A 24,631-nucleotide genomic window follows, 5' to 3' on the forward strand; every position below is an offset into this window, starting at 1 on the left:
GATCTATTATCTATAATCTGTCAGCAAAGCGGTCTTTATAGTATCTTTACACTATGGAATTTTTATTTTTAGGCCTTGCCATAGGCGCAGTTATCGCCTATTTTTTATACGCACGCTTTGCCAGAAGGGGAAATAAGGCAAATGCACATTCGCAATCTACGATACTTATGGAGCGTATTCGTTCTGTATGTAAGTTTATTACGGTAGAGGGAGATTTTGCAGAGATTTATCATTATGAAAGCCTTCGCGATAAGTGGATTCAAAAGCTATTAGGTACCAAAAAAGCATTGGTGCTTATCGATGCCAAAGCGCATATAGGTTTTGATTTGACCAAGATTAAAATGGAAGCAGATATCGAAACCAAGACCATTAAACTCTATGATTTTCCGCAGCCAGAATTACTCTCTATAGAAACCGACTTTAAATTTTATAATACCCAAGAGGGCTGGGCAAATCCATTTAACAGTACAGATTTGACAGAGATTAATAAAGAAGCAAAACGACATATTGTGGATAAAATTCCGAATAGCGGACTCTTTAAAGAAGCGTCCAGACAAGCCTTGGATACGATTGTTTTGATTCAGAAATTAGTAGAAACCATCGGTTGGCAATTAGATTATGATGCTTTAAAAATAACTGCGCCAGAAGAATCTCCAAAACTCAATGCCTAGTGATACACCTCATCCTCGGAAATACAGGAGCTGGCAAGACCACATACGCGCTTTCACTAAAAGAAAAAGAGCAAGGTGTTCTCTTTTCGATAGATCATTGGAATAAAATCCTGTTTCTGGATGACAAAACACCAGACGATGGCGTCGATTGGTTTTTGGAACGGATTGAGCGTTCAGATACGATGATTCAATCATTGGTCGTGCAACTGGCGACGGTAGGAACACCCGCGATTCTGGATTTGGGATTTGCTAAAAAAGATCGGAGGGCTCGTTTTTACGCTTTCGCGAAAGCGTATAACATCCCCTTCCAATTGCATTTTTTAGATCTTCCATTAGAAGTACGTAAACAACGTGTGATAAAACGCAATCAAGAGAAAGGAACCACATTTCAATTTGAAGTATCCGAAACCGATATGGAATTTATGGAAACCTGGTTTGAAAAACCCACCCCAAACGAATTAGAACATGCACTCATTATTACAACCTAATAGACACGTCTTTACCTGCCTTTTTATCGGTCTGTGCTTTAGCATGTCGGCGATACCTCAAGACTATGAAAAAGTAGACGCTACTGTATCTTTTTATCCAAAAAGCTTTGAGACGCCTCAGGCCTTAGCTAAGAAAATAAAAAAAGATTTTACCAATCCTAAAGAGCAATTACGCGCAGGATACTCTTGGCTGATCAATAATGTAGCGTATGATCCGGAGGAATATTATACGTATCAGTTTCAATACCGTGTATTGGATGAGCGTAATGAAAAAATGGCTGAAACCAGAGAAGCTATTATTAATAGAACCTTACAGCTAGGGATAGCGGTTTGTGAAGGCTATGCCTTAACATTAGAACGCCTGTGCGAGTTATTAGACATACAAGCGTATGTAGTCCGCGGAGACACTAAAACAAAACCTTCAGATATAGGGCGTTATTTTGTTAAAAATCACATGTGGATGGTGGCTATCATTGGCGATAATGCGCTGTTATTAGATCCTACTTGGGGAGCGGGTCGCTATCAAGATACGTTTATTAAATCCCCATCTTATTATTATTTTGATACTCCAGCACCGCTGTTTTTAAAGAATCATTATCCAGAAGTTTTTGAGGATGCCTATGTGAATTTTACCTTGTCAAAAGAAGATTTTATTCAGCAACCTTTAGTGATACGAAAACGACTTACGGTGGCCGATATAAGTCCCAAGGAAGGAATCATCAAAGCGAAAGAGTTATCTAAAGGAATTGTATTTTCGTTACGAGGAATAAAAGCAGAAAGTGTAAGTTATACCCTAGACGATGCTCAAAAAACAAAGGTAGATTTTACAATAGAAAATGATGTCTTAGCGTGTATGATTGCAACAAAAACAAAAGGAGAGTCACTCATTATTTATGTAGATGATAAGCCTGTTGTTGGCTATAGGATTAAAAAGTAAGAAAAGTAAATAAGAACTCATGCACATAGAAGATGTACGGAACTATTGTATTGCAAAAAAAGGAGTGACCGAAGAGTTTCCTTTTGATGAGACCACACTTGTTTTTAAAGTGATGGGAAAGATGTTTGCATTAAGTGGTCTCGAACGTATTCCAGCTGCTGTCAATTTAAAATGTGATCCCGAACGTTCTGTCGAATTAAGAGAAGAGTATGATGGAAGTATTACAGGTGCTTTTCACATGAGTAAACTCCATTGGAACACAATTATCTTAGAAGAAGTACCTCCAAAATTAATCATAGAACTCATTGATCACTCATACAATCTTGTCGTGAGTAAGATGACAAAGAAACTTCGCAACGAACTAGAAAACCTATAACCGCTTTCCTTCCCTTGAATAGAAGCGTTACTAATAAATGTCTACAGACTTCATGAACAACCCATCCCAATTTTATAAAGATCAAAAAATAACGCATCAAGAAGCGCTCTCAAAAATCAAAGGGCAACTCAATGTATCAAGTACCATACGATTACTATTGTTTTTAGGAATCTTAGGAAGTATCTATGTTACGTTTGGAAACTGGAGACTAATGGCAGGCGTATTACTTGTTAAGGTTACACTATTTGTCTTTTTGGTGGTGCGTCATGGCAAATTTATCTATCAACGTGATTTGATAAAAGCGTTGATTGCTATCAATGAAACAGAATTAAAGGTGTTAGATCGTGATTTTCACGATTTGCCTACAGGCGAAGAATACCACGATCCAAATCATTTTTACAGTCAGGATATTGATCTTTTTGGAAGAGGTTCTTTTTTTCAATACCTCAACAGAACGGCTTTGGAAAGTGGAGCAGATGTTCTTGCTGGTATTGTAAAAGCCAATGAGATCACGGATATTCCTGCAAAACAAAAAGCCATCCAAGAACTCAGTACCCTTCCAGAATGGAGACAGCAATTTTCGGCAATTGCATCTTTGGTAAAAACAGAAGTTCCTGCAACGACAGTAACCACTTGGTTACAAGCGTACACACCGTTTGTTCCTAAAAATGCAAAAATAGGTTCAAGGATCTTTTCTGGTATTTCTTTAGCAGGATTAGTACTTTACTTCTTAGGCTTTATTCACGGGAGTTTTGTGATAGGATGGTTTCTTTTAGGGCTTGCTATTATAGGAAAGTTTGTAAAGAAAATCAATGTACTTGCAGCATATACAGGAAAAATCCAAAGCACCTTTGATCAGTATCATAAATTATTAGCCAAGATAGAAGAACAAACCTTTGAAAGCGATGTACTCAAAGAAAAGAGCGCCAGGATTATTAATACCTCTCAAAAAGCATCGGGTGTATTACGGAGCTTCTCTAGACATCTAGATGCCTTTGATCAGCGTAATAATATCTTGATTGGGATTATCGCCAATGGTTTTTTTATAAGAGACCTTTTGGTGGTTTCTCAAATAGAAACGTGGATTGCAAAACACAAAAATGATGTGGCGATTTGGTTTGAGATCATCACTTTTTTTGATGCGTATAACAGTTTAGGAAATTATGATTTTAATCATCCGCACCATCACTATCCAGAAATTACGGATAGCAACGTGACCCTTGAAGCCACACAAACCGCACATCCATTACTAGACTCTGCAAAAGCAATCCGTAACGATGTAACCATAGACACAGAACAATTCTTTATCATCACAGGCGCAAATATGGCAGGAAAGAGTACGTTTTTACGTACCGTTGCTTTGCAGATTGTAATGGGGAATATAGGATTGCCCGTATGCGCACAAAAAACTAGCTATACGCCTATAAAGCTCATCACCAGTATGCGAACGACAGATAGCTTAACAGACGATGAGAGTTATTTCTTTAGCGAATTAAAACGCCTTAAGTTCATTGTAGAAGAAATTAAAAATGATCGCTATTTTATTATCCTTGACGAAATCTTAAAAGGAACCAATAGCACCGACAAAGCCATCGGTTCACGGAAATTTGTCGATAAGTTAGTAGGCTCAAAATCTACAGGGATTATCGCCACCCATGATCTAAGTTTGTGTGAAGCTGCTCAAGATTTACCCCAAGTTAAAAATTACTATTTTGATGCCCGTATTGAAGATGACGAACTCTATTTTGACTACACCTTTAAAGAAGGCATTTGCCAAAATATGAATGCGAGTTTCTTATTGAAGAAAATGGAGATTGTGGATTGAAACCATAGGATGTTTTAGAAGTTTGTGATGAGGTTTGAAGAAGCCCAATATACCTTTTCCCTACTTTTTTGGGTGATCATATTCTCTAGTTGTTAGATTAGTAAAATTAGTGCGGTTTTACTTGTTTTTGTCATAGTTCTTTGTCGGCAGTAGTCGAATTTCTTGGTTAGTCTTGTTTAAGGTAAAGTTAAAGAAAGATAAGTTATTCAAAATTATTGTATATTTACAATAGAATAGAGGTAAAAATACAATTATGGCTTTAAGGACAAAATCTGTAAACCCGGCAAAAAAAGAAACTAGTGTGAGGGTTAGAGTGGCAAAAAAAGGAAAAACATCTGTTAAGCATACTAAGTTTTCTCCATCATGGGTTGTTGTTCATTCTAAAGACACTCCAGGGTTTAAACTTGAACTAATTGACCGAATTAGAGAAGGTGTGAAAAAATCTGATTGGAAACAATTGATTCAATATACTGATTCCACCGAAAAAGAATTTGAACATATTCTTCCAGCATCCATAAGTAGTATGCAAAAGAAAACGGTTTATGGTAAAGAAACTTCAGAGCGTATTTACGAGTTAGCAAAACTCTTTGGTTTAGGATATGATGTTTTTGATACAAAGGATGATTTTAAAAGATGGTTAAGAACACCATCTAAGGCTCTTGGTAATAAAATGCCATTTGAGTTATTGGACAGTAGTTTGGGATTTGAATTGGTTGAAAATGAGATTATTAGAATTAAGTACAATGTGTATAGTTAATGGTTGTCTATAGAGTTGCGAATGTTAAGTATAAAGACTCTACCTTATCAGGTATTGGTGCTGAAAAGGTTGGTGGTAGGTGGAATTCTGTAGGAACAAGAGCTATTTACTGTTCTGAAAATATTTCATTAGCATTATTAGAATACTACGTTCATTCTGATGATATTTCTACTCTGCCAAAAAAAATATTGATAGCAAAAATTCAATTTCCTGATGATTTAATTATTGAAGAACCAGAGGAAATACCAGATACTTGGAAAGAATATCCATACACTTCAGAAACTACACAGGTATTTACTGAATTCGCTAAAGACAGAAATAAGTTTGCACTCAAGGTTCCTTCTACCATTATAGGACTTGAATCAAATATTATTTTAAATCCTCTATTTAAGGACTTTGGTAAAGTGGAAGTAGTGGAATTTTTTGAACTCCCAATAGATCAAAGACTTAAAAAGGAAATTCGATAATGATTCTAAATATTAGTCTTTAAAATTACTACTACCAATTAATGTAAAATTCATTGTAGTATTTTACATAATGTGCCTGTTGTATAAGTATTAGCTTATTTATTAACTTATTGTATGCAAGGGTTCAAGATTTGTCAGGAGAAATTTTCAATAGTTTTTAGTTAAGTAATTGCGTTCACTTGACCAATCTTATAAGCTGTTAAAGGAGTACACTTATCCGCCATGGCTTATAATTTAAAGAAACACCTCAAATTCACTCACAAAAAGGTAAAAAATAAGGTAAGAAAGCGGCTTTTATCTGGATTTTATAAAATCACTTTTTATAAGCGATTTTGCTTTGATATAAACGTCTTTAAAAGTACACCTCAATACCAGATGGTATAAAAAAAGCTTCGGGAGAGAGACTTAGAATGAGTCGTTTTTACTAGAATTTTGGATTTGTGCAACGGTTACCACTTTTAGGCAAAGTATTTTCTCACGTTAGATGAAATGTTTTTCAGATTTTGTCTCACATATTTATAATTTTTCCTTTCAAGAAATTTAAGAGTATCATAATTTAATTTAATTCTTGCTTGTTCGTTGCTATAATTGAAATTTTTCCCTCTATTTATTTTATCTTTTCGTTCTTTCTCGATTCGTAAATGCTCTTTAATTATTTTCTCTGTATCAACATCGATTACGCTACACCTGTGAGAATCATCATTTCTAATTTCCCTTAACATAGTAATATGTTTGTCGTAAGATATCTTTTTATCAAAGAAAAATTCCTTTTCATAAATAAAGACAAGAACATTAATATTTAAATCACTGATTTTTTTAAAACTCTGTTTAGCTTTTTCTATAGATTTATATCTTCTCTTAAAATTGGGATTATTCTTAATAAGTTCATTTAATAAATCATCGAAAACTTCAAATTTTTTATAGTAATAGAAATTTAGTAGATTTTCTATTTGATGAAACGCAGTAGTACAAAAAGAAATAAATTTATCATCGTCTGACAGCTCTTGATTCAAAAATGTTTTTTCCATCTTCAAGTTATCATCAATCAATTTATTCTTAACATTTTCGATGTCTACAAAGCCATACTCAATTAAATTATTAAGATTATTATATTTTTCTAACAGTCTTTTTACTAATTGGTTATCTTCTCCTTTAATTAATTTTAAGAATGATAAATGACCTAATAGGACTTCTCTAAAATCGAAACCTCTTTTATTTAAGGGCTGATGAATTCTAAAACGTAATATTGCAAAATTCAAACCTCCTTTCTCCCAATTATTGAGCATAGCACGTACTTTTTGTAAATATTCTCTTTTGACATTTAATTTGGAATTTACAACGAGACCAGTAACTTCCTGTCTCTGCATAAATGATTTAACTCTTGTCTTTTTCTTGTTCAGTTCAAAGTTTTCTGAATTTATTAATTCCTCAATTTCTCCAATAAATGTTGGTTTAAAAATGTTCCAATTTGAAGAAAAACTTAAGTCATCAGCATATCTTGTATATTTTATCTTGTTGTCAATGCAAAATTTAGAAACTTTCCTGTCTAATCTTTGAGTTACTACATTTGATAATATTGGACTTGTAGGTGCTCCTTGAGGAAGAGAGTTTCTATGACTGCAAAGGTTTGCTATTAGAAATCCAATTGTTTCTCTATCATCTCTGAGATTGAAAGGGGACAATTCGAGAACAACTTTTATCCTCCTAAAATTTATAGATGGAAAAAAGTCTTTTATATCAATATTTAATAAGTAATTTTTATTTACGTGAGGTACCGCGTTTCTTTTAATATCCTTTCCAAATAAAAACCCATTTGTTGAATAGTGCGAATGTTTCTCGAATATAATTTGTAATAGAAGATTGATTAAAGTTTGAGCTCTTTTAATTGCTTTGTCTGGAGATTTTATTGTCCTTGTCTTTCCATTTTTTTTAGGAATTTCAAATTCAATGTATCTATTATCCTTAGTCTTAGATAAATAATATAAATACTGAATATTTAGCGGCTTTTGCCTTTCTTTAAAAACTCTAAATTCAATATAGTTTAGCAGAGATACGAAATCTGTCAAATTTTTCATTTGGTAGAATCGTTTTTTCGTATTCTCAATAAATAATTTATCTAAAAAGACACCAGACATATTCTCTTGTGTATGAACTTTGAAAAGTTACATTTCATAAAAATTTAAGTTTCAAAAACAAATAGGCGAGGGCGATTTATAGTGTATATATAAGATATATTATTATAAAGATATAAATGTTTAAAAGATAAAAGTTAATAATAGCTTTCATCTAATTCCTCACTTTTGAATTTACATTTCGATATCGCAATGCATAATCAATATTTCTCTGGTGTCTTTATTTTTGTTTTTTTAATATTTTGCCTAACTACTTTATATCAACACCCAAAATACTACAAAAAACATAACCTTCACGTTTTTAGCCATTTTAATTAAATAATCGAAGCGTTTATAACCGTTAAAAACGATTAGTCATAGTTGTGAGACCTTAGGAAATCGTAATCGTAGCGCATTGTCATCCTGAGTTTATAACTTGAAAAAGTATCTCAAATTCGCTCATAAAAAGGTAAAAAGTGGGGTAGGAAAGAGGCTTTTATCTGGATTTTATAAAATCACTTCGTATAAGGGTTTTTGCTTTGATCTAAACGTTTTCAAAAGTACACCTCCATACGAGATGGTATAAAAAAGTCTCGAGTGAGAGGCTCAGAATGAGTCGTTTTTATCAAAATTATGGACTTGTGCAACGGTTACCATTGTTGTGCGTAGGCTTTATTCAAAAGTATATTTTTTCGCATAATTGAATTGCTTCCGGACAGTTGACAATTATTGATTCTTTTATATTCGGTTTTGAAAACCAAATTAGTCGATATTCCCTTTGGTGCTTATACTTCTCAAGTTTTAAAAATAATTCCATTCCTAATGTTATTTGATTGAATAACTCTCTCGAATTTGGGTCATTTTTAAAATCTAAATTCTGAAATATTTTATTCTCAATCTCATTGTCCAAAAAATGAACTCTTGATTTTGCGTAAGTACAATGTCCCTCAAGTCCACTATTTACAAATGGTATTTTTTTAGATAATTCCAACCCAAAAAGTGTTGGATTGTTAATTTTGATAGCACATTTTCCGTTAAAGTCAGATTTGACTTCGTCAGTCAATTCCGTTGTTGTTGACATAACGTATGCGTTAAGTCCAGATTCATAAATTACTGCACTAACATTTCCTTTTTCATCAGTTCCACCAACAATTCCGTTTCCCTCATCTTTATCTCCTTGCATTTCATCTTCATAGTTTTTGAACTTGTCAAAACAACTTAACATTATTTCTCCAGTTTCAAAGAAGTTTTCCATCCATTTTACATCGTCAAAAATTCTATAAATAGGTTCTCTTTTTACATTCCAGTCAACTGGATTCGATAATGAATGAGGTGAATAATATATCATTTATTTCTGTCGGTTTTTTCAGCTTACGTACAACTACTTTATATCAACACCCAAAATACTACAAAAAACATAACCTTCACATTTTTAGCCATTTTAATTAAATAATCAAAGCGTTTATAACCGTTAAAAACGATTAGTAATGATGTGAGACGTTAGGAAATAGTCATCGTAGCACATTGTAATCCTGAGCTTGTAATCTAAAGAAGTATCTCAAATTCACTTGTGAAAAGGTAAAAAGTGGGTTAGTAATGAGGTTTTTGTCTGGATTTTATAAAAATCACTTTTTATAAGCGTTTTTGCTTTGATATAACCCGAGTGTAAAATAATGTTTTTGATGACCTTTAGGAATACTAACGATGAGTATATATAAACCATTAATTATTTTATTATGATACTAGATCAAAAAATTAAACTAAAAAGGGAACGTATTAAAACTGAATTTAATTATTCAGGACATACAGAACAATGTGGTGAATTTATAGGTCACCCTAGTGAACCATGCAAAAGATGTGGTTTTTCTTATCATAGCCACACGGGATGATTTTTTCGTGTTTTTAACAACATGAGGTAAGACCCTCTCATTTTTTGGTTTTACCTCATTACTAGTATTCACAAAATAATGCAAACAAGGTGTAGGAAACCAACTTGAAATTGTTTCCATTCGATTAAATATTAATAATTCTATTTTTTAAAATCTTCGTAAAGGGACGTGATTTACATAAGTTAAAGAGTAAGGTTGTATACAAACTAGGTAAGTGACTACGTGCTTTTGTTTTCACTAAAGTGTAGTAAAAAGAAGTGAAATGCTCTTTTTTAAACTTCCCTCCTAGAAAAGAGGGACTGAGGGAGGTGTTGTCTTAGGCAGTTCCCAAAGTACATTTCTAAAAATAGAGTAGTACTCTAAAATAGAACAATACTCTATTTTCGTGAGCACTATTGATTTTACACCTCCCTAGCCCTTACTTCGATGGGATCAGTACATATCTTTTCAAACTCTTTGATAGTGTTATGCTTAAAAGAATTGTAAAAATTTTGTCGGACAATAGAGATTAACAATTTGAAACCATTTAGTTTTTCCTAAACACCTAAACACCTAAACACCTAAACACCTAAACACCTAAACTTTTAAACTCAGATCAACTCTTCCGACAATTCATTACTTTTAAGCAACAATCTTAAAAACCAACAACTATGAAACTAGGAGCATTTTCAGCAAGTTTGAGTGTCAAAGACATTCACGTATCCAAAGCATTTTATGAAAACTTAGGCTTTGAGGTATTCGCAGGCGATATGGAGCGTAACTATCTCATCATGAAAAACGGCAACGCCCTCATCGGACTCTTCCAAGGAATGTTTGATGAAAATATTTTGACATTCAATCCAGGATGGGATGAAAATGCAAACCCATTAGACGATTTTGATGATGTGAGAACTATCCAAAAACACCTCAAAGAAAAAGGTATTCTCTTAGAACGAGAAGCCGATGAAACCACAACAGGTCCTGCAAGCGTAGTACTCCTAGACCCCGATGGAAACGCCATCCTTATCGATCAGCATGTGTAGTTCTTCATGACGAAATAACTGTGTTTTAATGGCATTCGAAAGATTGTCGTAAAATTTGAAGGGAAGATTCCGTAGAATTTCGCACTGTTTGAGCGCAGCGAGTTTGTGAAATTTAGGAATCAAGCAATAAATTTAGACAAGATTTCGCCAGCCTAGCCTTTTTTGTTTCTTTTTTTGGCAATGAAAAAAAGAAAAGAGAGGAATTTTTGAGCAAACTAATATGCCTTAGTTTAATTGTTATCATAGTTTAAAATCAATCTAGTACTTTTAGATCCTGACGGCAATGCGATCCTCATTGATCAGCATGTGTAGTTCTTCATGACGAAATAACTGTGTTTTAATGGCATTCGAAAGATTGTCGTAAAATTTGCAGTGAAGATTCCGTAGAATTTCGCACTGTTTGAGCGCAGCGAGTTTGTGAAATTCAGGAATTAAGCAATACATTTAGACAAGATTTCGCTAGCCTAGACTTTTTTGTTTCTTTTTTTGGCAATGAAAAAAAGAAAAAGAAGATATTTGGATTGATAATATATAATCAAACATTAACCCCTTGGATAGTTTAACACAAATCGTATTAGGAGCTGCAGTAGGCGAAGCCGTATTAGGTAAAAAAGTAGGAAACAGAGCGATGCTTTGGGGAGCGGTTGCAGGAACGATTCCTGATTTAGATGTCGTTGCACGTTTTCTGACAGATACGATTACCGCCACAGAAATGCACAGAGGATTCAGTCACTCTATCGTCTTTTCGGTGTTGATGGCACCACTTTTGGGTTGGCTCGTTCATCAGATAAAGAAACGACCGGATGTCGGTTGGCAAGGATGGAGCAAACTCTTTTTCTGGGGACTTTTTACCCACCCGCTACTCGATACATTTACCACTTGGGGCACCCAATTATTCTGGCCTTTTGATATCCGGCTCGCCTTCAATAATATCTTTGTGATTGACCCATTATATACCGTTCCCTTTTTAGTGTGTTTGATAATCGCGGCTTTTAAAAAAAGGGGTACGCTTTCGCGAAAGCGTATAAATAATCTTGGTATCTATCTAAGTACAGGATATCTAGTCATTACCCTATTTTTAAAGTGGGGCGCACATACTAAAATCACAGAGGCACTAAAAGAACAAAACATAGCCTATTCAAAAGTATCCACCCGTCCAGCACCACTGAATACCATTTTGTGGAATGCTAATGTAGATGCAGGCGAGAACTATCTGATTGGTGATTACTCCTTTTTTGACTCACAACCTGTCACATTTACTGCCTATCCCAAAAAACGAGTAACTTCACAAGAACTCGCCGCGACCGATGCCGTACAACGACTCATTGACATCTCCCAAGGCTGGTATATTCTAGAACAAGAAAATGGACAATGGATTTATAATGACTTGCGTTTTGGCTTAATTTCGATTGACCCCGAAAACCCTCAGTTTGTTTTTAGATACATTCTTGAAAAAGAAAACGGAACCGTTACCGCCACGGAAGACCGTCCTAAAATGGAAAATACAAATGCTGTTTTTGGAACCTTGTGGGAACGGATCAAGGGGAATTAGTATAAAAGAGAAGGCCATCCTTTCGAACAGCCCCTCCCAATCAAAAAAAAATCTTGATTCTATCAACATACAATTGACACTATTGGTTTCTTGGTGATCCTATTTGTGTTCCGATCACACTCGCATCGGGTTGTGTAATTACTGGGCAGTTAATAATCGCTCCAGTAGCTGTTAATGAGTTAGATAAGGAATTTGCCAACGGACTTGCATTTGCATTGCCTCTAAAAGGAATTAAGACACCTTGATCTAAAAGATCATTAATTTGCTCAAAACTCGTAAGGATAGGACGTTCTGATTCGGGTACCGTAAATTCTGTGATATGTGCATCCCACATCGGTGCATAACGAGTATCACTCGGATCTATCGGGAAGGTATTTGTAGGATCTTGTACCTGACGGTCACTTAAAGAGGCCGTATTTAAACCCTGTACACCTAATCCGTCGCCATTATCAAAAGTTCTTCCATTGGCAGTTGGGCTAAAGGGTAACATAGAACCTCCTGGGAATAGTCCAAAAGCAGGTAAGTTGTTTAATCGTGGCGCAAATACACCTAACTCAATCGCTGCAGGAGCTGGATCAGAAGTATCTGTTACGATATGAAAGTAGTATGGCTGACCAGCGTGCCATCCATCTAAAAGTTGCATCACAACGGATGCCTGATTAATCGCTAAATTTGGATTATTCAAATCATCTTCTTGTGCTTGACCATTCCCATCTGGATGTGGTATTCTATCGTGAATTCCTGTACTATTGGCAACCAATTGTGCGTTGATGACAATATTAGTGTCAGGCAATACCACATACGAAGACCAGTTGGCATCTGCCACAGCACCAGGAATGACTTGTGCTGGAGGAAATCCAACAAGTGCCCCATCAGGAGAGGCTCCCCCAGCAGTCAAATCTCTTGTTGGTGAAAAGTCTACAGAGCCTTCAAAAATAAGTCTCCCGTCCTCAGTCCATTCTGAGTTTTGCTCTCCTCCAGATCCTATCGCTTCTGCCATTCTAGGGGCATAAATAACTCCTAACTCTGTGGCTAGATCACTATCTGATGCTTCGGTAATCACATAATATCCCTCTCTACGGTCTCCATTGGGTAAGGTCTCCCATCCTTGAAACATAGGGAATCTAGCGGTTGGTCCTGCTGGAACAACATTCCTATCTATGCGGAAATCAATGCCTAAAACACTTGGTATAAATACGTTTTGTGCATCTGTAAAGGAAAGTGCGGGGTTGTCTGTATCATAAGGAGTTCCGCCGTCTACTTCGATACTATTTAATAATAAACTTGCAGCTGTTGGCGCGTCTGGTTGTGGGTTTTCTCCTTCAGGAGTTGTGTTATTATCGTCAGAGTTGCAACTTCCTAAAAGTAGAGCCCCAGCGGCTATGAAAGTATATATAATCTTTTTCATGATTTTGTATTTAATGTTTTTTTGTGTTTAGTTTTTTTCTGTATTAGATATTTTTGAAATAAGGAGCGCTTTATTTTTTAATACACCCATTTAGACTTTAACAAGCACTGTAACTTTCTAGGTATTTTGAAGAATTGTAAGAAAAAGGAAGTTTGTTCTAGTTTTTATAACTGCTTTTTTAAGAGTTAAAAAAAGCGGTGTTTACACGATACTAGGGCGTTTTTGTAGATTTTTATTTTTTTAAAAAAGAACATTCACAAAAAGTCATATTAAGGTAATACTGGTGGTTTTTTTGATAAACGAAAGGGTGATTTTATGCAAGAATTGAGATGTATATACGCTGAGGCTTGCTTCAAAGTAACTAGTTTTCCTTAAAATCTTTTATGACCTTGTCCTGATGAAATTTTACAATAATGAAGCCTTATACACAGACGGATTTAACTTCTTGTAGTGTTTGAACTTTCGGTTAAAATGAGATAAGGTTTGAAACCCTGAAAGCAGCGCAATATCTGCAATAGATAACTCAGGTCGCTCTTTTAATAAAGTACACACATGAGCAATACGAATCTCCGTGAGAAACTGAAAATAGGTTTTATTCGTTCGTTTTTTAAAATACTTACAAAATCCGTTGGTGGTCATCGCAGCGACTTCGGCAATGTCTGTGAGTTGGATCGGCTCCGAAAAATGCTGCAAAGAATATTCAAAAATCCGATGGAGTTTCTTTCCGTCGGCTTCAGATATGTTTTTATGGTATACAAAAGAAGCGATCGGAGTAGACTCACTCACCGTAAGTACTTGGATAAGCTGTAAAAAATATGCCAGTCGTAAGATTCCGTCGTGTTGCGATATGGCTTCGAAGGTAGCCGTGATTTCTGGCGTTGTTATGGTTTTAAATCCCGCTTTCGCGAAAGCGTAAAAATCCAATACCCCTTTGCCTTCTTCTAAATCCAAAAAGGAATTCCCAAAGGATTGCGGATTAAAAAAAACGGTATGCATTAACGCATCGGTCGACTCATTACGAAACACATGTGGTTGCTGTCCGCCAATCACAAATACATCTCCTTCTTGAAAATGATGAATCGTATCTGCAATCAGCAACGTGCCTTTTCCTTCTATAATACGACTGATTTGTAGTTCTTGATGTTGATGTAATTGCCCATAAAATGGCCCCTCATCTATTTGAAAAATGATGGCTGTATTGCGGGATTTAGGAATTTTAAAAGGAAGGACTTTCATCGTATAAAGATACTTTATTGTTGTAAAAATAGTAAATCAGTTTACTAAATGGATAAAATACGCATAGTTTTGGATAATTACTATAACGCTACTATCTGTGATCTATAGTATTTTTACGTTGAAAGTGAGAAGTGTTTACATGAACACATAGACTCAATAAAATAACTATATACCTTTATATATGTCAATACAATGGAAAGGAGTGATGCCAGCCGTCACCACAAAATTTACAGCACAGGATACCTTAGACTTAGATATGTTTGCTGTCAACATAAAAGCGCAATTAGAGGCAGGCGTACACGGAATCGTTTTAGGAGGAACGCTAGGAGAAGCGAGTACGTTAAGTGATGCTGAAAAAAGTACCTTAACCAAAGAAACTGTAGAGCTCGTAAACGGGAAAGTACCCGTACTTATTAATATCGCCGAGCAAACCACCAAAGGAGCCATTGCAGCAGCACATACCGCAGAAAAGGACGGCGCTTCGGCGTTAATGATGTTGCCTCCTATGCGATATAAAGCAGGAGATCAGGAAGTCGTTACCTATTTTAAAGCAGTAGCAGAAAGTACCTCACTTCCTATTATGGTCTATAATAATCCTGTGGATTATAAAATAGAAGTCACACTACCAATGTTTGATCAATTATTGAAATGCGACAATATAGAAGCAGTAAAAGAATCAACACGTGATATTTCTAATGTGACACGGATTAAAAATGCCTTTGGCGATCGCTTAAAAATTATGACGGGTGTGGATACCTTAGCATTAGAATCTTTATTAATGGGCGCCGATGGATGGATTGCTGGTTTGGTCGACGCCTTTCCCGCAGAAACGGTGGCTATTTATGAATTACAGAAAGCAGGACGCATTCAAGAAGCTCTCGAAATTTACCGTTGGTTTTTACCCTTGCTAGAGTTAGATATAAACCCGAAATTAGTACAAAATATAAAACTCGCCGAAGTGCATACAGGAATTGGTACAGAACACGTGAGAGCACCAAGATTACCATTAGCAGGAGAAGAAAGAGCACACGTATCAGAAGTTATTAAAAAAGGATTAGCGTCGAGACCTACGTTGCCTGATTACAAGAATTTATAAACCATGTTAGACCTACGACCTTCCTGCGAGCATTGCGACAAAGCACTTCCCTACGATGCGACAGATGCGATGATCTGTACATTTGAATGTACGTTTTGTCAGGAGTGTGTAGAAAACGTATTACAGCAGGTATGTCCTAATTGTGGCGGTGGTTTTGAAAAACGATCCATCCGACCTAAGGAGCTGTTAGAAAAATATCCAGTATCTACAAAACGAGTGTATAAACCTGTAAATGTGGAGAAACATCAGGAAAGAATTAATAAGAAGTAGGTAAGGATGATTTTAAAAATTATTCAAATAGGTTTATGTCTTTTAATGTTAAGTTGTGCGAGTACACTAAAACCTAAAGAAAATGACTTAGAGAGGTATGAGCTAAATGGAAAAGTAAAATCATATACAAAGATTATTTCTTATTATAGATACTACAGTAATGATACGGTCATAAAGAACATTAAAACAAATAAATATGAAGAATTAGTTTTTAATGAGAAAAAACAACTTATTCAGAAAAATTCATTTTATCGTACAGGCGAACTTTATAAAAAAATAGTTTATGTATATGATAAGAATTACAATAATGTAAAGAGAATTATAATAAAGATCCCATCAGATACCATTTCAAAAAGTATTGAGAAGTTTGATTTAAAGGGAAATAATATAGAGTCGTTTATTTATGATGGTAATGATTCATTAATAAGTCATTCTCAAAGTGTATTTCATAAAGACAATAACCAAACCAGACTTCTCATTCTAAAAAGTAAAGAAAGTTCTAACCCATTACTTAAAGTAGCGTACAAGTATGATGATAAGGGAAATGAGATAGAGACTATCAGACATTATAAGAATAAAACGCAAACGCATTGGTATACAAAATACGACAGTAAAGGGAATGAGATTGAATGGATAGTTAATGATAATCAAGGTAATCAAGAGAGAAGAGATGTAACTATTTATGATGAAAATTCAAATCCGATAGAAGAAAAAACATTTGACAGTGAAAATAGAATTGATACTCATTATATTTCAAAATATGATGACTCTGGAAATGAGATAGAGTCTAGAGAATACTTTAAAGATTCGACTTACACAAAAAATGAATACATATATGATGATCTAGGAAATGAAGTTGAATTAAGGAAGTATGATACAAAAGGGAATCTTAATACAATTTGGAAGACCAAGTATCAATATGATAATTATAAAAATTTAATTAAAAAGAGTTTGTACAAAAATGATCGATTGGAAACAGTAAGATCATTTGAAATTAAATACTTTGAAAAATGATCACAGGAAAAAACTATATAGGAAATACCCAAAGTGCCAAAGGAACAAAAACGTACAAAACGTTTAATCCGAAAGCAAATACAGAAAATGCCACTTCTTTTGTAGAAGCCACATCAGAAGAAATTGATGAGGCAGTCACATTGGCTTCTCAGGCGTTTGATGCGTATCAGAAAGTATCTGGAGCAAAAAGAGCCAACTTCTTAAACACCATAGCAGACGAGATAGAAGCCTTAGGCGATACACTTGTCAATATGTATGTGTCAGAGACAGGATTACCAGAAGGAAGAGCCAAAGGAGAACGCGGACGTACCCTAGGACAACTCCGTATGTTTGCTAAACTTATACAAACCGAAGATTGGCGCAATCCGACGATTTCAGGAGAAAACAACGAATTACGTCAGTATTTAATTCCGTTGGGGCCTGTGGTGGTTTTTGGGGCGAGTAATTTTCCATTGGCATATTCAACAGCGGGAGGAGACACGGCAAGTGCATTGGCATCGGGTTGTCCAGTGATTGTAAAATCACACCCCATGCATGCGGGAACAGGGGAGTTGGTGGCTGGCGCCATTCAACGCGCCGCAGAAAAAACAGGAATGCCACAAGGTGTTTTCTCAAATTTGAATAGTGCAGGCATTGAAGTAGGCGTACAACTTGTTAAACACCCAAAAGTAAAAGCGGTTGGTTTTACAGGAAGTATCAAAGGAGGTCGTGCCTTATATGATCTCGCGGCAGAGCGGGACGAACCTATTCCTGTGTTTGCAGAAATGGGTAGTATAAACCCTGTTGTAATTACTTCAAAAGCACTAGAAGCTCGTGCTTCAGAAATTGCACAAACCTACGCAGATTCTATTACACTAGGTGTTGGACAATTTTGTACAAATCCAGGATTAATTTTAGGCGTTGCAAGTCAAGCATTAACGGACTTCGTTCATGATCTAGGAGAAAAAACAGCCGTGATCGATGCAAATTGTATGTTGCACCCTTCCATTCATCAAGCGTATGAAAAAAATGGCGAAGCCATTATCAACCAATCAGAAACGACTTTGGTCGCAACACATCAAGGAACGATTCAAGAAAATTATGCGCACGCAAAAATTACGACTGTATCTGGAGACTCCTTTTTAAAGAACTCAAAACTACATCAAGAAGTATTTGGTCCTTTTTCGTTAGTCGTACAATGTAAGGATGAAGCACAGTTGTTAGAAATTATTAGTAAATTAGAAGGTCAATTAACGGGTACCATTATTGCCCAAGAAGAAGATTTCAAAGACCTTTCACCCCTTATTGAAAGACTGCAAAACCGCGTAGGACGCATTGTATTTAACGGTGTTCCTACAGGGGTTGCGGTAGTCGATGCGATGACTCACGGAGGGCCGTATCCAGCATCAACAGACAGTCGATTTACAGCTGTAGGGAATCAATCGATTAAAAGATGGGTGCGCCCTTTTAGCTTCCAAGATTTTCCGGAAGAGTTGCTTCCTGAGTTTTTAAAGAAATAAAATGATGCTACTTGAAAAGTACCTAAACTAGCTAATTGTCACCCTGAGCCTTTCGACAAGCTCAAGACGGGCTCTGTCGAAGGGGTTTTGTACTCAAAAGATTAAAAACTTTGACAGGCTCAGTTTGACAAATTAAAAATGTTTTTAACATCCACGTTAAACTAATATCACTATGAATAAAATACTAAGTGTATTATTGATCATCAGTTGTAGCGCCATGCTATGTGCTCAAACTCCTTCTGAAAACCTTGCACAAATCATCGAAGACGTTCAGGATCACAAAGGATATGACCGTAAGGATTACCCGATGGGCTTATTTACAAAGGCATATTTTGAGGAGGAGTCCGCTTTCGCGAAAGCGCAATTAGAAAAACTTGCTAGCATTTCTGAAACCGATCTTTCTGAAACCGAAGCGATCTCACTAGCCCTGTTGCGTTTTAGCTTACAAGAAACAATAGACTATACTGCTTACGAGCGCTATTTAAATCCGTTGTTATCTGACTCAGGATTTCACAGTAGCTGGAATTATATGGTGCGCCCGATTACTAGTTATGAACAAGCAAAATCATATTTGAATCGATTGAATGCACTTCCAGATGCGGTAGATCAATATCTGCCTTTGTTGCGAGAAGGGTTGGAGAAAGGCGTGTCACAACCTAGAGTGATTTTCAACGGGTATGAAAGCACCTATGACTCTCAAATTGTCGCTAATTATGAAGATAGTTTTTATTATGAACCTTTTAAAAACTTACCGAGTTCGCTGACAAAAGCTGAAAAAGATTCGGTACTTACCGCTGCAAAAGCTGCCATAGAGAATCGTGTGATTCCCTCGTTTAAACGTGTCAAAACGTTTTTTGAAGAAGAGTATTTTCCAAAAACCCGAACAACGATCGGTGTTTCTCAAACCCCCAACGGTAGTGATTATTACCAAAACAGAATTAACTATTACACGACCTTAGATTTGACCGCAGATCAGATTCATACTATCGGTCTTGACGAAGTTGCGCGGATCAAAGCTGAAATGCGAAAGATCATTGCTGAGGTTAATTTCAAAGGTTCCTTTGCCGACTTTTTACAATTTCTCCGCACCGACGAGCAGTTTTATGCGAAGACGCCCAAAGAACTCTTAATGATTGCTCGGGATATGGCAAAACGTGCGGATGCGCAATTACCACGATTTTTTAAAACGCTTCCGCGAAAACCTTATGGAGTCGCTCCCGTACCCGATGCGATTGCCCCGAAGTACACAGGCGGTCGTTATGTTGGGACCAATAAAAACAGTACAGATCCTGGCTATTATTGGGTAAACACCTATGATTTGCCTAGCCGTACTTTATATACTTTGCCGTCTTTAACCGTACACGAAGCGGTTCCTGGGCATCATTTACAAGGAAGCCTTAATAACGAATTGGGAGATAGCATTCCGCAATTCAGAAAAAATATGTACCTCTCTGCTTTTGGAGAAGGCTGGGGATTATACTGTGAGTTTCTCGCCGAAGAAATGGGAATGTACACGACGCCGTATGAGCATTTCGGAAAACTCACGTATGAGATGTGGCGTGCCTGCCGATTGGTGGTCGATACAGGGATTCATGCCAAAGGATGGACACGCGATCAAGTCGTCGCCTATATGTCTGAAAATACGGCCCTTTCCATCCATGAGATCAATACAGAAACCGATCGGTATATCTCATGGCCTGGACAGGCATTATCTTATAAAATAGGCGAAATTAAAATTCGCGAACTCCGAAAAGAGGCAGAAACCGCTTTGGGTGCCGACTTTGATATTCGTGAGTTTCATGAAGTGATTTTAGGACAAGGAACGGTGACATTGGAGATTTTGGAACAACGAGTGAAGGATTGGATTGAGAAAGAAAGTAAAATAGAAAATAGAAAATAGAGCATAGAGAAGAGAACATAGACTAAAAAATAGAGTACTACTCTAAATTAGAGTGCTACTCTATTTTTGAATACCAAATACCGAATACTGATTTTACAAGAATGGGAATATAATTATACCATTATTTCATTTACCCATTATACGATTAACCCATTATATCATTAATACATTGACACACACATTTACCTGTATAGACGCACATACCTGTGGAAACCCTGTTCGGTTAGTAAAAGAAGGAGGACCAGAGCTTATAGGAAATTCTATGAGTGAGAAGCGTCAGCATTTTCTAAAAGAATATGATTGGATCCGCAAAGGTTTGATGTTCGAACCACGAGGTCATGACATGATGAGTGGAAGTATATTGTATCCTCCGCATGATCCAGCAAATGATGTAGGCGTATTATTTATAGAAACCTCAGGATGTTTGCCTATGTGTGGTCATGGTACCATAGGAACCATTACGATTGCCATAGAAGAAGGGTTTATTACTCCTAAAATACCTGGCAAAGTCCGCATGGAAGCTCCTGCTGGATTGGTGGAGATTGACTACCAACAAACAGGCAACAAAGTAGACTGGGTAAAACTGACCAACGTGCCTTCGTACCTCACTGCTCAAGATCTTACGATTGACTGTCCAGAATTAGGAGAAATTACGTTTGATGTGGCGTATGGAGGGAATTATTATGCAATCGTAGATCCGCAACAACACTTTTCGGGGGTGCATGATTTTACAGCAGGACAGATTATACAGTACAGCCAAGTCGTTAGAGAACGCATTAATGCCAAATACCCCGATCAATTTATCCATCCAGAGAATAAGACGATACGTGATGTCACACATTTATTATGGACAGGCGATCCTATAGATCCAACATCGTCAGGAAGAAATGCGGTGTTTTATGGAGATAAAGCCATCGATCGGAGTCCGTGTGGTACAGGCACATCAGCACGACTGGCGCAATTATACGCCAAAGGAAAATTACAACTAGGAGAGCCATTTATTCACGAGAGTTTTATAGGATCGACGTTTATAGGTCGTGTAGAAAAAGAAGTAACGATAGGAACACATAAAGCAATTATTCCAAGCATTCAAGGATGGGCGCGTAGGTATGGACATAATACCATTACCATAGATGAAGATGATCCGTATGCGTTTGGGTTTTCGGTTATTTAATGAGTTAGTAAAATAATGTAGTAATGAGATAATGGTTTAATGAATAAATGAGTTAATGATCTAATATGGATAAGTCTGAATTTATAAAACAATTTAAAAGTAGAACAAAAGCATTGGCTGTGAAGATTGTGCTGTTTTATGATGAAATGCCAAAGACAGATGCTTCTAGAGTTATGGGGAGACAATTAATTCGATCTGTTACGTCTACTGCTGCAAATTATAGAGCTGCTTGTATTGCGAGATCTTCAAAAGAATTTTATGCAAAAATGTCAATTGTAGTTGAAGAAGCAGATGAAACGTTGTTTTGGCTTGAAATGATAAAAGACACTGGAATGGCGACTGAAGAGAAATTAAAACCATTTATTAAAGAAGCTACTGAAATCGCAAAAGTAATGTCGGTAGCACGTAAAAATGTAGACAGATCGTAAAGTATTCATTATATCATTCACTCATTAAATCAATAAGACATTGAAATAATAACCCATTAACCCATTATCACATTGAAAAAAGAAATCATCATCATAGGCGGCGGGATCATAGGATTATCTTGTGCTTATTTCCTTCATAAATCGGGACATCAAGTCACGGTCATTGATCAGTCTAAAATGGACGGGGGTGCTTCCTACGTGAATGCAGGATATTTGTCGCCTAGTCATATGATTCCGTTGTCAGCACCTGGCGTGATGAAGCAAGGGATCAAATGGATGCTAGATAAGAAGAGTCCGTTGTATATTAAACCTCGATTAAATGCTGATCTAATCAAATGGAGTTGGGCGTTTAATAAATCCTGTACTTCAAAACATGTAGCTCGTGTGATTCCTGTGATGCGAGAAATTGCGGTGATGGGACGTGATTTATATGATCAGATTAAACAAGAAGAAGGCTTTGATTTTCAACTGGATAAAAAAGGATTATTCATGCTTTGTCAGACGGAGCAGACGCTGCATCACGAACAAGAATTAGTGGAGATTGCTCAAAAAGAAGGTTTGGTCGCTCGATCCATGTCGGCTACAGAAGTGCAGCAGATGATGCCAGACACCACGCTAGATATTATGGGTGCTACCTATTTTGAGTGTGATCATCATACCACGCCTGGCGCGTTTATGAACGAACTCAAAACGTATTTGGTAAACGCAGGGGTTGTGATCCGGAAGGAAGAAAAAGTATTGGATGTAGGCGTTGAAAATAATAAGATCACTTTCGTGAAAACGGATAAAGAGCAACTCAAAGCAGATGAGTATATTCTTGCTGCGGGATCGTGGACATCTATGCTTTCGCGAAAGCTAAACATTCACCTTTTACTCCAAGCAGGGAAAGGATATCGCGTAGAGACGACAACGCCGACAGGAATTATATACCCGTCTATTCTCGCCGAAGCTAAAATTGCCATTACTCCCATGAGCGGATTTACACGTTTTGCGGGGACGATGGAAATTGCAGGGATCAATCACCAGATTAATACAGATCGAGTAGACGCTATTGCCGAAGGGGTACAACGATATTTTCCAGAGGTTAGAGTGACCGCAGAAGAAAAAGCACAAGCAGCAAGTGGTCTTCGTCCTGTGTCTCCAGATGGAATGCCTTATATCGGGAAAAGTGCGAAGTGTAAAAACCTAACAATCGCTACAGGGCATGCTATGATGGGATGGAGTTTAGGCCCTTCTACAGGAAAGCTTATACAAGAAGTAATAGATGGGATAAAACCTAGTATGGATATGGCACTGTTTCATCCAGACCGAAGGTTTTAAAGTTTGAGATCTCCTAGAGCGCAGTCGATAGGTTTGATATTTATTAGTTAGCAAAAAGCTATGACAAACATCGAAAACATAAGAACATTTAAAGATTTGAGCGAAAAACATTCGACTTGGATAATTAAATATTGTTCCGAAAATTTCGATAAACCAATATTTATGATTTGGTACAGAGACAATAGCGAAACTGAACATATCTTGTCTTATAAAAACGGAGGAATTTTCACTTCCAAAACTTTGGTTGAATTAAGGAAAAAAATACAATCTGAAAAAAATGAGCTATTTAATTCTGAAAATATAAATCAATGGTTAGAAAATACTAAAGAAATGGAAATGGTTGAATCTTCCACTTATGACTTGATTTCTGTAATTAACAATTTGAAGGAAAATATTTTAGACATAAAAACAACTGAAGGTTTTGCGGATTTTATAAGTTTATTTGATGATTATATAAATCAAGACGAAAAGAATAATTATCTACAGAAATATATTGACAACGAATTAATAAAAAAAACCTGGAAATATTATTATAAATTTATTTTTTGGCCAAGATTTAATGACAAAGAAAAGTTTGAATTATGGAATCGACCAAAATTAGAAATTGACAAAATAAAGTTATTGACAAAATTTAAAGATGTAGTTCTGAAATTTGAAAATAATATGAACAGAAAGCCATTCGCTAATCGAGTAGCCCGACGCGATGAAAACTCACCGCGTTGAGGCTCTCACACCACCGTACGTACGGGTCTCGTATACGGCGGTTAGCAATCCATCTTTTCAATCGCTCTTTACACCAATCAAAACTATTTCTTACTTTATCAAGTGGCTACAAATTTTCTTGGGAATCGGTCACCCAATAACGAAAATTAATGCTCCATTTGGCATTTCAGAAAGGATTACTTTCGGTCCTTCCTCACTTGTGAGACCTATGCAGATCTACTGCAACTCGTTTCTCTTGAGTACTATGACCTCTGCTGACTTCTCCATGTAACTACACGTAGTTTAGGAGACCTCCCCAGGTAAGAACATCTTCTTTCACTCAATTCCTGCTGTATCTACTATTTTGGTTATCACTTAAAAAAAAAGTGTTTAGGACGTTGCAGTGATGTGTCTACTTATCCAACCTCATAGCCTCGTATACAGTTCCTGTTCGTCAGTACCGAGTTTTGTAGTCTCGCTTCCTTCAGT

The 24,631-nt window shown here is 36.3% G+C and carries 22 protein-coding genes; 18 read left to right on the forward strand and 4 right to left on the reverse strand.

Annotated features, from left to right (window positions below):
* The first annotated feature begins 53 nt into the window (after nt 1-53).
* From Q0505_RS13135 to Q0505_RS13165, 7 genes are all read left to right on the forward strand, one after another.
* Nucleotides 54-671: a DUF4230 domain-containing protein gene (locus Q0505_RS13135; RefSeq protein WP_299213589.1), complete on the forward strand. Its 618-nt coding sequence runs from the start codon at nt 54-56 to the stop codon at nt 669-671.
* Entirely contained in the window at nt 671-1,159 is a 489-nt protein-coding gene (locus Q0505_RS13140) for an ATP-binding protein (protein ID WP_299213591.1), read from the forward strand. Before Q0505_RS13135 ends, Q0505_RS13140 begins: the two co-directional genes overlap by 1 nt.
* Nucleotides 1,137-2,096 carry a transglutaminase domain-containing protein gene (locus Q0505_RS13145; protein ID WP_299213593.1) on the forward strand — a complete coding sequence of 320 codons (960 nt, stop codon included), beginning with the start codon at nt 1,137-1,139 and terminating at the stop codon, nt 2,094-2,096. The genes Q0505_RS13140 and Q0505_RS13145 overlap by 23 nt, the downstream gene beginning before the upstream one ends.
* A 19-nt stretch (nt 2,097-2,115) precedes the next feature.
* Nucleotides 2,116-2,472 carry an MmcQ/YjbR family DNA-binding protein gene (locus Q0505_RS13150; protein ID WP_299213594.1) on the forward strand — a complete coding sequence of 119 codons (357 nt, stop codon included), beginning with the start codon at nt 2,116-2,118 and terminating at the stop codon, nt 2,470-2,472.
* Between the two features lie 52 nt (nt 2,473-2,524).
* Nucleotides 2,525-4,297 (forward strand): DNA mismatch repair protein MutS, encoded by a 1,773-nt coding sequence (locus Q0505_RS13155; RefSeq protein WP_299213596.1) that lies wholly within the window; start codon nt 2,525-2,527, stop codon nt 4,295-4,297.
* 253 nt (nt 4,298-4,550) lie between these two features.
* Nucleotides 4,551-5,054 carry an antitoxin Xre/MbcA/ParS toxin-binding domain-containing protein gene (locus Q0505_RS13160; protein ID WP_299213598.1) on the forward strand — a complete coding sequence of 168 codons (504 nt, stop codon included), beginning with the start codon at nt 4,551-4,553 and terminating at the stop codon, nt 5,052-5,054.
* Nucleotides 5,054-5,521: an RES family NAD+ phosphorylase gene (locus tag Q0505_RS13165; RefSeq protein ID WP_299213600.1), complete on the forward strand. Its 468-nt coding sequence runs from the start codon at nt 5,054-5,056 to the stop codon at nt 5,519-5,521. Before Q0505_RS13160 ends, Q0505_RS13165 begins: the two co-directional genes overlap by 1 nt.
* Nucleotides 5,522-5,979: 458 nt before the next feature.
* Here Q0505_RS13165 and Q0505_RS13170 read toward each other — a convergent pair whose 3' ends face one another.
* Both Q0505_RS13170 and Q0505_RS13175 read right to left on the reverse strand, forming a co-directional pair.
* The gene (locus tag Q0505_RS13170; RefSeq protein ID WP_299213602.1) at nt 5,980-7,656 is read right to left on the reverse strand and encodes a reverse transcriptase domain-containing protein; all 1,677 of its coding nucleotides are present in this window, start codon (nt 7,654-7,656) and stop codon (nt 5,980-5,982) included.
* Between the two features lie 652 nt (nt 7,657-8,308).
* Nucleotides 8,309-8,980, reverse strand: coding sequence for a hypothetical protein (locus Q0505_RS13175; RefSeq protein WP_299213604.1), 672 nt, complete (start codon nt 8,978-8,980; stop codon nt 8,309-8,311).
* Nucleotides 8,981-10,171: 1,191 nt separating this feature from the next.
* Here Q0505_RS13175 and Q0505_RS13180 point away from each other — a divergent pair.
* A complete protein-coding gene (locus Q0505_RS13180) occupies nt 10,172-10,543 on the forward strand; it encodes a VOC family protein (RefSeq protein WP_299213606.1) in 372 nt (123 codons plus the stop codon).
* A gap of 550 nt (nt 10,544-11,093) precedes the next feature.
* Nucleotides 11,094-12,095: a metal-dependent hydrolase gene (locus Q0505_RS13185; RefSeq protein ID WP_299213608.1), complete on the forward strand. Its 1,002-nt coding sequence runs from the start codon at nt 11,094-11,096 to the stop codon at nt 12,093-12,095.
* A gap of 79 nt (nt 12,096-12,174) precedes the next feature.
* On the opposite strand, the gene Q0505_RS13190 is transcribed toward Q0505_RS13185, so the two are convergent.
* Nucleotides 12,175-13,503, reverse strand: a complete 1,329-nt coding sequence (locus Q0505_RS13190) for a hypothetical protein (protein ID WP_299213610.1) — start codon at nt 13,501-13,503, stop codon at nt 12,175-12,177.
* Nucleotides 13,504-13,908: 405 nt separating this feature from the next.
* Nucleotides 13,909-14,739 (reverse strand): AraC family transcriptional regulator, encoded by an 831-nt coding sequence (locus Q0505_RS13195; protein WP_299213612.1) that lies wholly within the window; start codon nt 14,737-14,739, stop codon nt 13,909-13,911.
* Nucleotides 14,740-14,920: 181 nt separating this feature from the next.
* On the opposite strand from Q0505_RS13195, the gene Q0505_RS13200 reads away from it, so the two are divergent.
* From Q0505_RS13200 to Q0505_RS13240, 9 genes are all read left to right on the forward strand, one after another.
* The gene (locus Q0505_RS13200; protein ID WP_299213614.1) at nt 14,921-15,835 is read left to right on the forward strand and encodes a dihydrodipicolinate synthase family protein; all 915 of its coding nucleotides are present in this window, start codon (nt 14,921-14,923) and stop codon (nt 15,833-15,835) included.
* Nucleotides 15,836-15,838: 3 nt separating this feature from the next.
* Nucleotides 15,839-16,105: a DUF1272 domain-containing protein gene (locus tag Q0505_RS13205; protein WP_299213616.1), complete on the forward strand. Its 267-nt coding sequence runs from the start codon at nt 15,839-15,841 to the stop codon at nt 16,103-16,105.
* 6 nt (nt 16,106-16,111) lie between these two features.
* Nucleotides 16,112-17,119 carry a hypothetical protein gene (locus Q0505_RS13210; protein ID WP_299213618.1) on the forward strand — a complete coding sequence of 336 codons (1,008 nt, stop codon included), beginning with the start codon at nt 16,112-16,114 and terminating at the stop codon, nt 17,117-17,119.
* The gene (locus Q0505_RS13215; RefSeq protein ID WP_299213620.1) at nt 17,116-18,618 is read left to right on the forward strand and encodes an aldehyde dehydrogenase (NADP(+)); all 1,503 of its coding nucleotides are present in this window, start codon (nt 17,116-17,118) and stop codon (nt 18,616-18,618) included. The genes Q0505_RS13210 and Q0505_RS13215 overlap by 4 nt, the downstream gene beginning before the upstream one ends.
* A gap of 217 nt (nt 18,619-18,835) precedes the next feature.
* Nucleotides 18,836-20,518 carry a DUF885 family protein gene (locus tag Q0505_RS13220; protein WP_299213630.1) on the forward strand — a complete coding sequence of 561 codons (1,683 nt, stop codon included), beginning with the start codon at nt 18,836-18,838 and terminating at the stop codon, nt 20,516-20,518.
* Nucleotides 20,519-20,687: 169 nt separating this feature from the next.
* Nucleotides 20,688-21,692: a 4-hydroxyproline epimerase gene (locus Q0505_RS13225; protein WP_299213622.1), complete on the forward strand. Its 1,005-nt coding sequence runs from the start codon at nt 20,688-20,690 to the stop codon at nt 21,690-21,692.
* A 65-nt stretch (nt 21,693-21,757) separates the two neighbouring features.
* Entirely contained in the window at nt 21,758-22,120 is a 363-nt protein-coding gene (locus Q0505_RS13230) for a four helix bundle protein (RefSeq protein ID WP_299213624.1), read from the forward strand.
* 72 nt (nt 22,121-22,192) lie between these two features.
* Nucleotides 22,193-23,440 carry an FAD-dependent oxidoreductase gene (locus Q0505_RS13235; RefSeq protein ID WP_299213626.1) on the forward strand — a complete coding sequence of 416 codons (1,248 nt, stop codon included), beginning with the start codon at nt 22,193-22,195 and terminating at the stop codon, nt 23,438-23,440.
* A gap of 60 nt (nt 23,441-23,500) precedes the next feature.
* The gene (locus Q0505_RS13240) at nt 23,501-24,163 is read left to right on the forward strand and encodes a hypothetical protein (RefSeq protein ID WP_299213628.1); all 663 of its coding nucleotides are present in this window, start codon (nt 23,501-23,503) and stop codon (nt 24,161-24,163) included.
* Nucleotides 24,164-24,631: the final 468 nt, after the last annotated feature.

The organism is uncultured Dokdonia sp. (assembly GCF_937910895.1).
Taxonomy (GTDB): domain Bacteria; phylum Bacteroidota; class Bacteroidia; order Flavobacteriales; family Flavobacteriaceae; genus Dokdonia.

Excerpts from the sequence above, each read along its gene's own strand:
- Q0505_RS13170 (WP_299213602.1), bottom strand. The coding sequence starts at position 7,656 with ATGTCTGGTGTCTTTTTAGATAAATTATTTATTGAGAATACGAAAAAA.
- Q0505_RS13175 (WP_299213604.1), bottom strand. The coding sequence starts at position 8,980 with ATGATATATTATTCACCTCATTCATTATCGAATCCAGTTGACTGGAAT.
- Q0505_RS13205 (WP_299213616.1), top strand. The coding sequence starts at position 15,839 with ATGTTAGACCTACGACCTTCCTGCGAGCATTGCGACAAAGCACTTCCC.
- Q0505_RS13230 (WP_299213624.1), top strand. The coding sequence starts at position 21,758 with ATGGATAAGTCTGAATTTATAAAACAATTTAAAAGTAGAACAAAAGCA.
- Q0505_RS13150 (WP_299213594.1), top strand. The coding sequence starts at position 2,116 with ATGCACATAGAAGATGTACGGAACTATTGTATTGCAAAAAAAGGAGTG.
- Q0505_RS13145 (WP_299213593.1), top strand. The coding sequence starts at position 1,137 with ATGCACTCATTATTACAACCTAATAGACACGTCTTTACCTGCCTTTTT.
- Q0505_RS13195 (WP_299213612.1), bottom strand. The coding sequence starts at position 14,739 with ATGAAAGTCCTTCCTTTTAAAATTCCTAAATCCCGCAATACAGCCATC.
- Q0505_RS13240 (WP_299213628.1), top strand. The coding sequence starts at position 23,501 with ATGACAAACATCGAAAACATAAGAACATTTAAAGATTTGAGCGAAAAA.
- Q0505_RS13165 (WP_299213600.1), top strand. The coding sequence starts at position 5,054 with ATGGTTGTCTATAGAGTTGCGAATGTTAAGTATAAAGACTCTACCTTA.
- Q0505_RS13220 (WP_299213630.1), top strand. The coding sequence starts at position 18,836 with ATGCTATGTGCTCAAACTCCTTCTGAAAACCTTGCACAAATCATCGAA.
- Q0505_RS13180 (WP_299213606.1), top strand. The coding sequence starts at position 10,172 with ATGAAACTAGGAGCATTTTCAGCAAGTTTGAGTGTCAAAGACATTCAC.
- Q0505_RS13215 (WP_299213620.1), top strand. The coding sequence starts at position 17,116 with ATGATCACAGGAAAAAACTATATAGGAAATACCCAAAGTGCCAAAGGA.
- Q0505_RS13190 (WP_299213610.1), bottom strand. The coding sequence starts at position 13,503 with ATGAAAAAGATTATATATACTTTCATAGCCGCTGGGGCTCTACTTTTA.
- Q0505_RS13210 (WP_299213618.1), top strand. The coding sequence starts at position 16,112 with ATGATTTTAAAAATTATTCAAATAGGTTTATGTCTTTTAATGTTAAGT.
- Q0505_RS13160 (WP_299213598.1), top strand. The coding sequence starts at position 4,551 with ATGGCTTTAAGGACAAAATCTGTAAACCCGGCAAAAAAAGAAACTAGT.
- Q0505_RS13135 (WP_299213589.1), top strand. The coding sequence starts at position 54 with ATGGAATTTTTATTTTTAGGCCTTGCCATAGGCGCAGTTATCGCCTAT.
- Q0505_RS13155 (WP_299213596.1), top strand. The coding sequence starts at position 2,525 with ATGAACAACCCATCCCAATTTTATAAAGATCAAAAAATAACGCATCAA.
- Q0505_RS13200 (WP_299213614.1), top strand. The coding sequence starts at position 14,921 with ATGTCAATACAATGGAAAGGAGTGATGCCAGCCGTCACCACAAAATTT.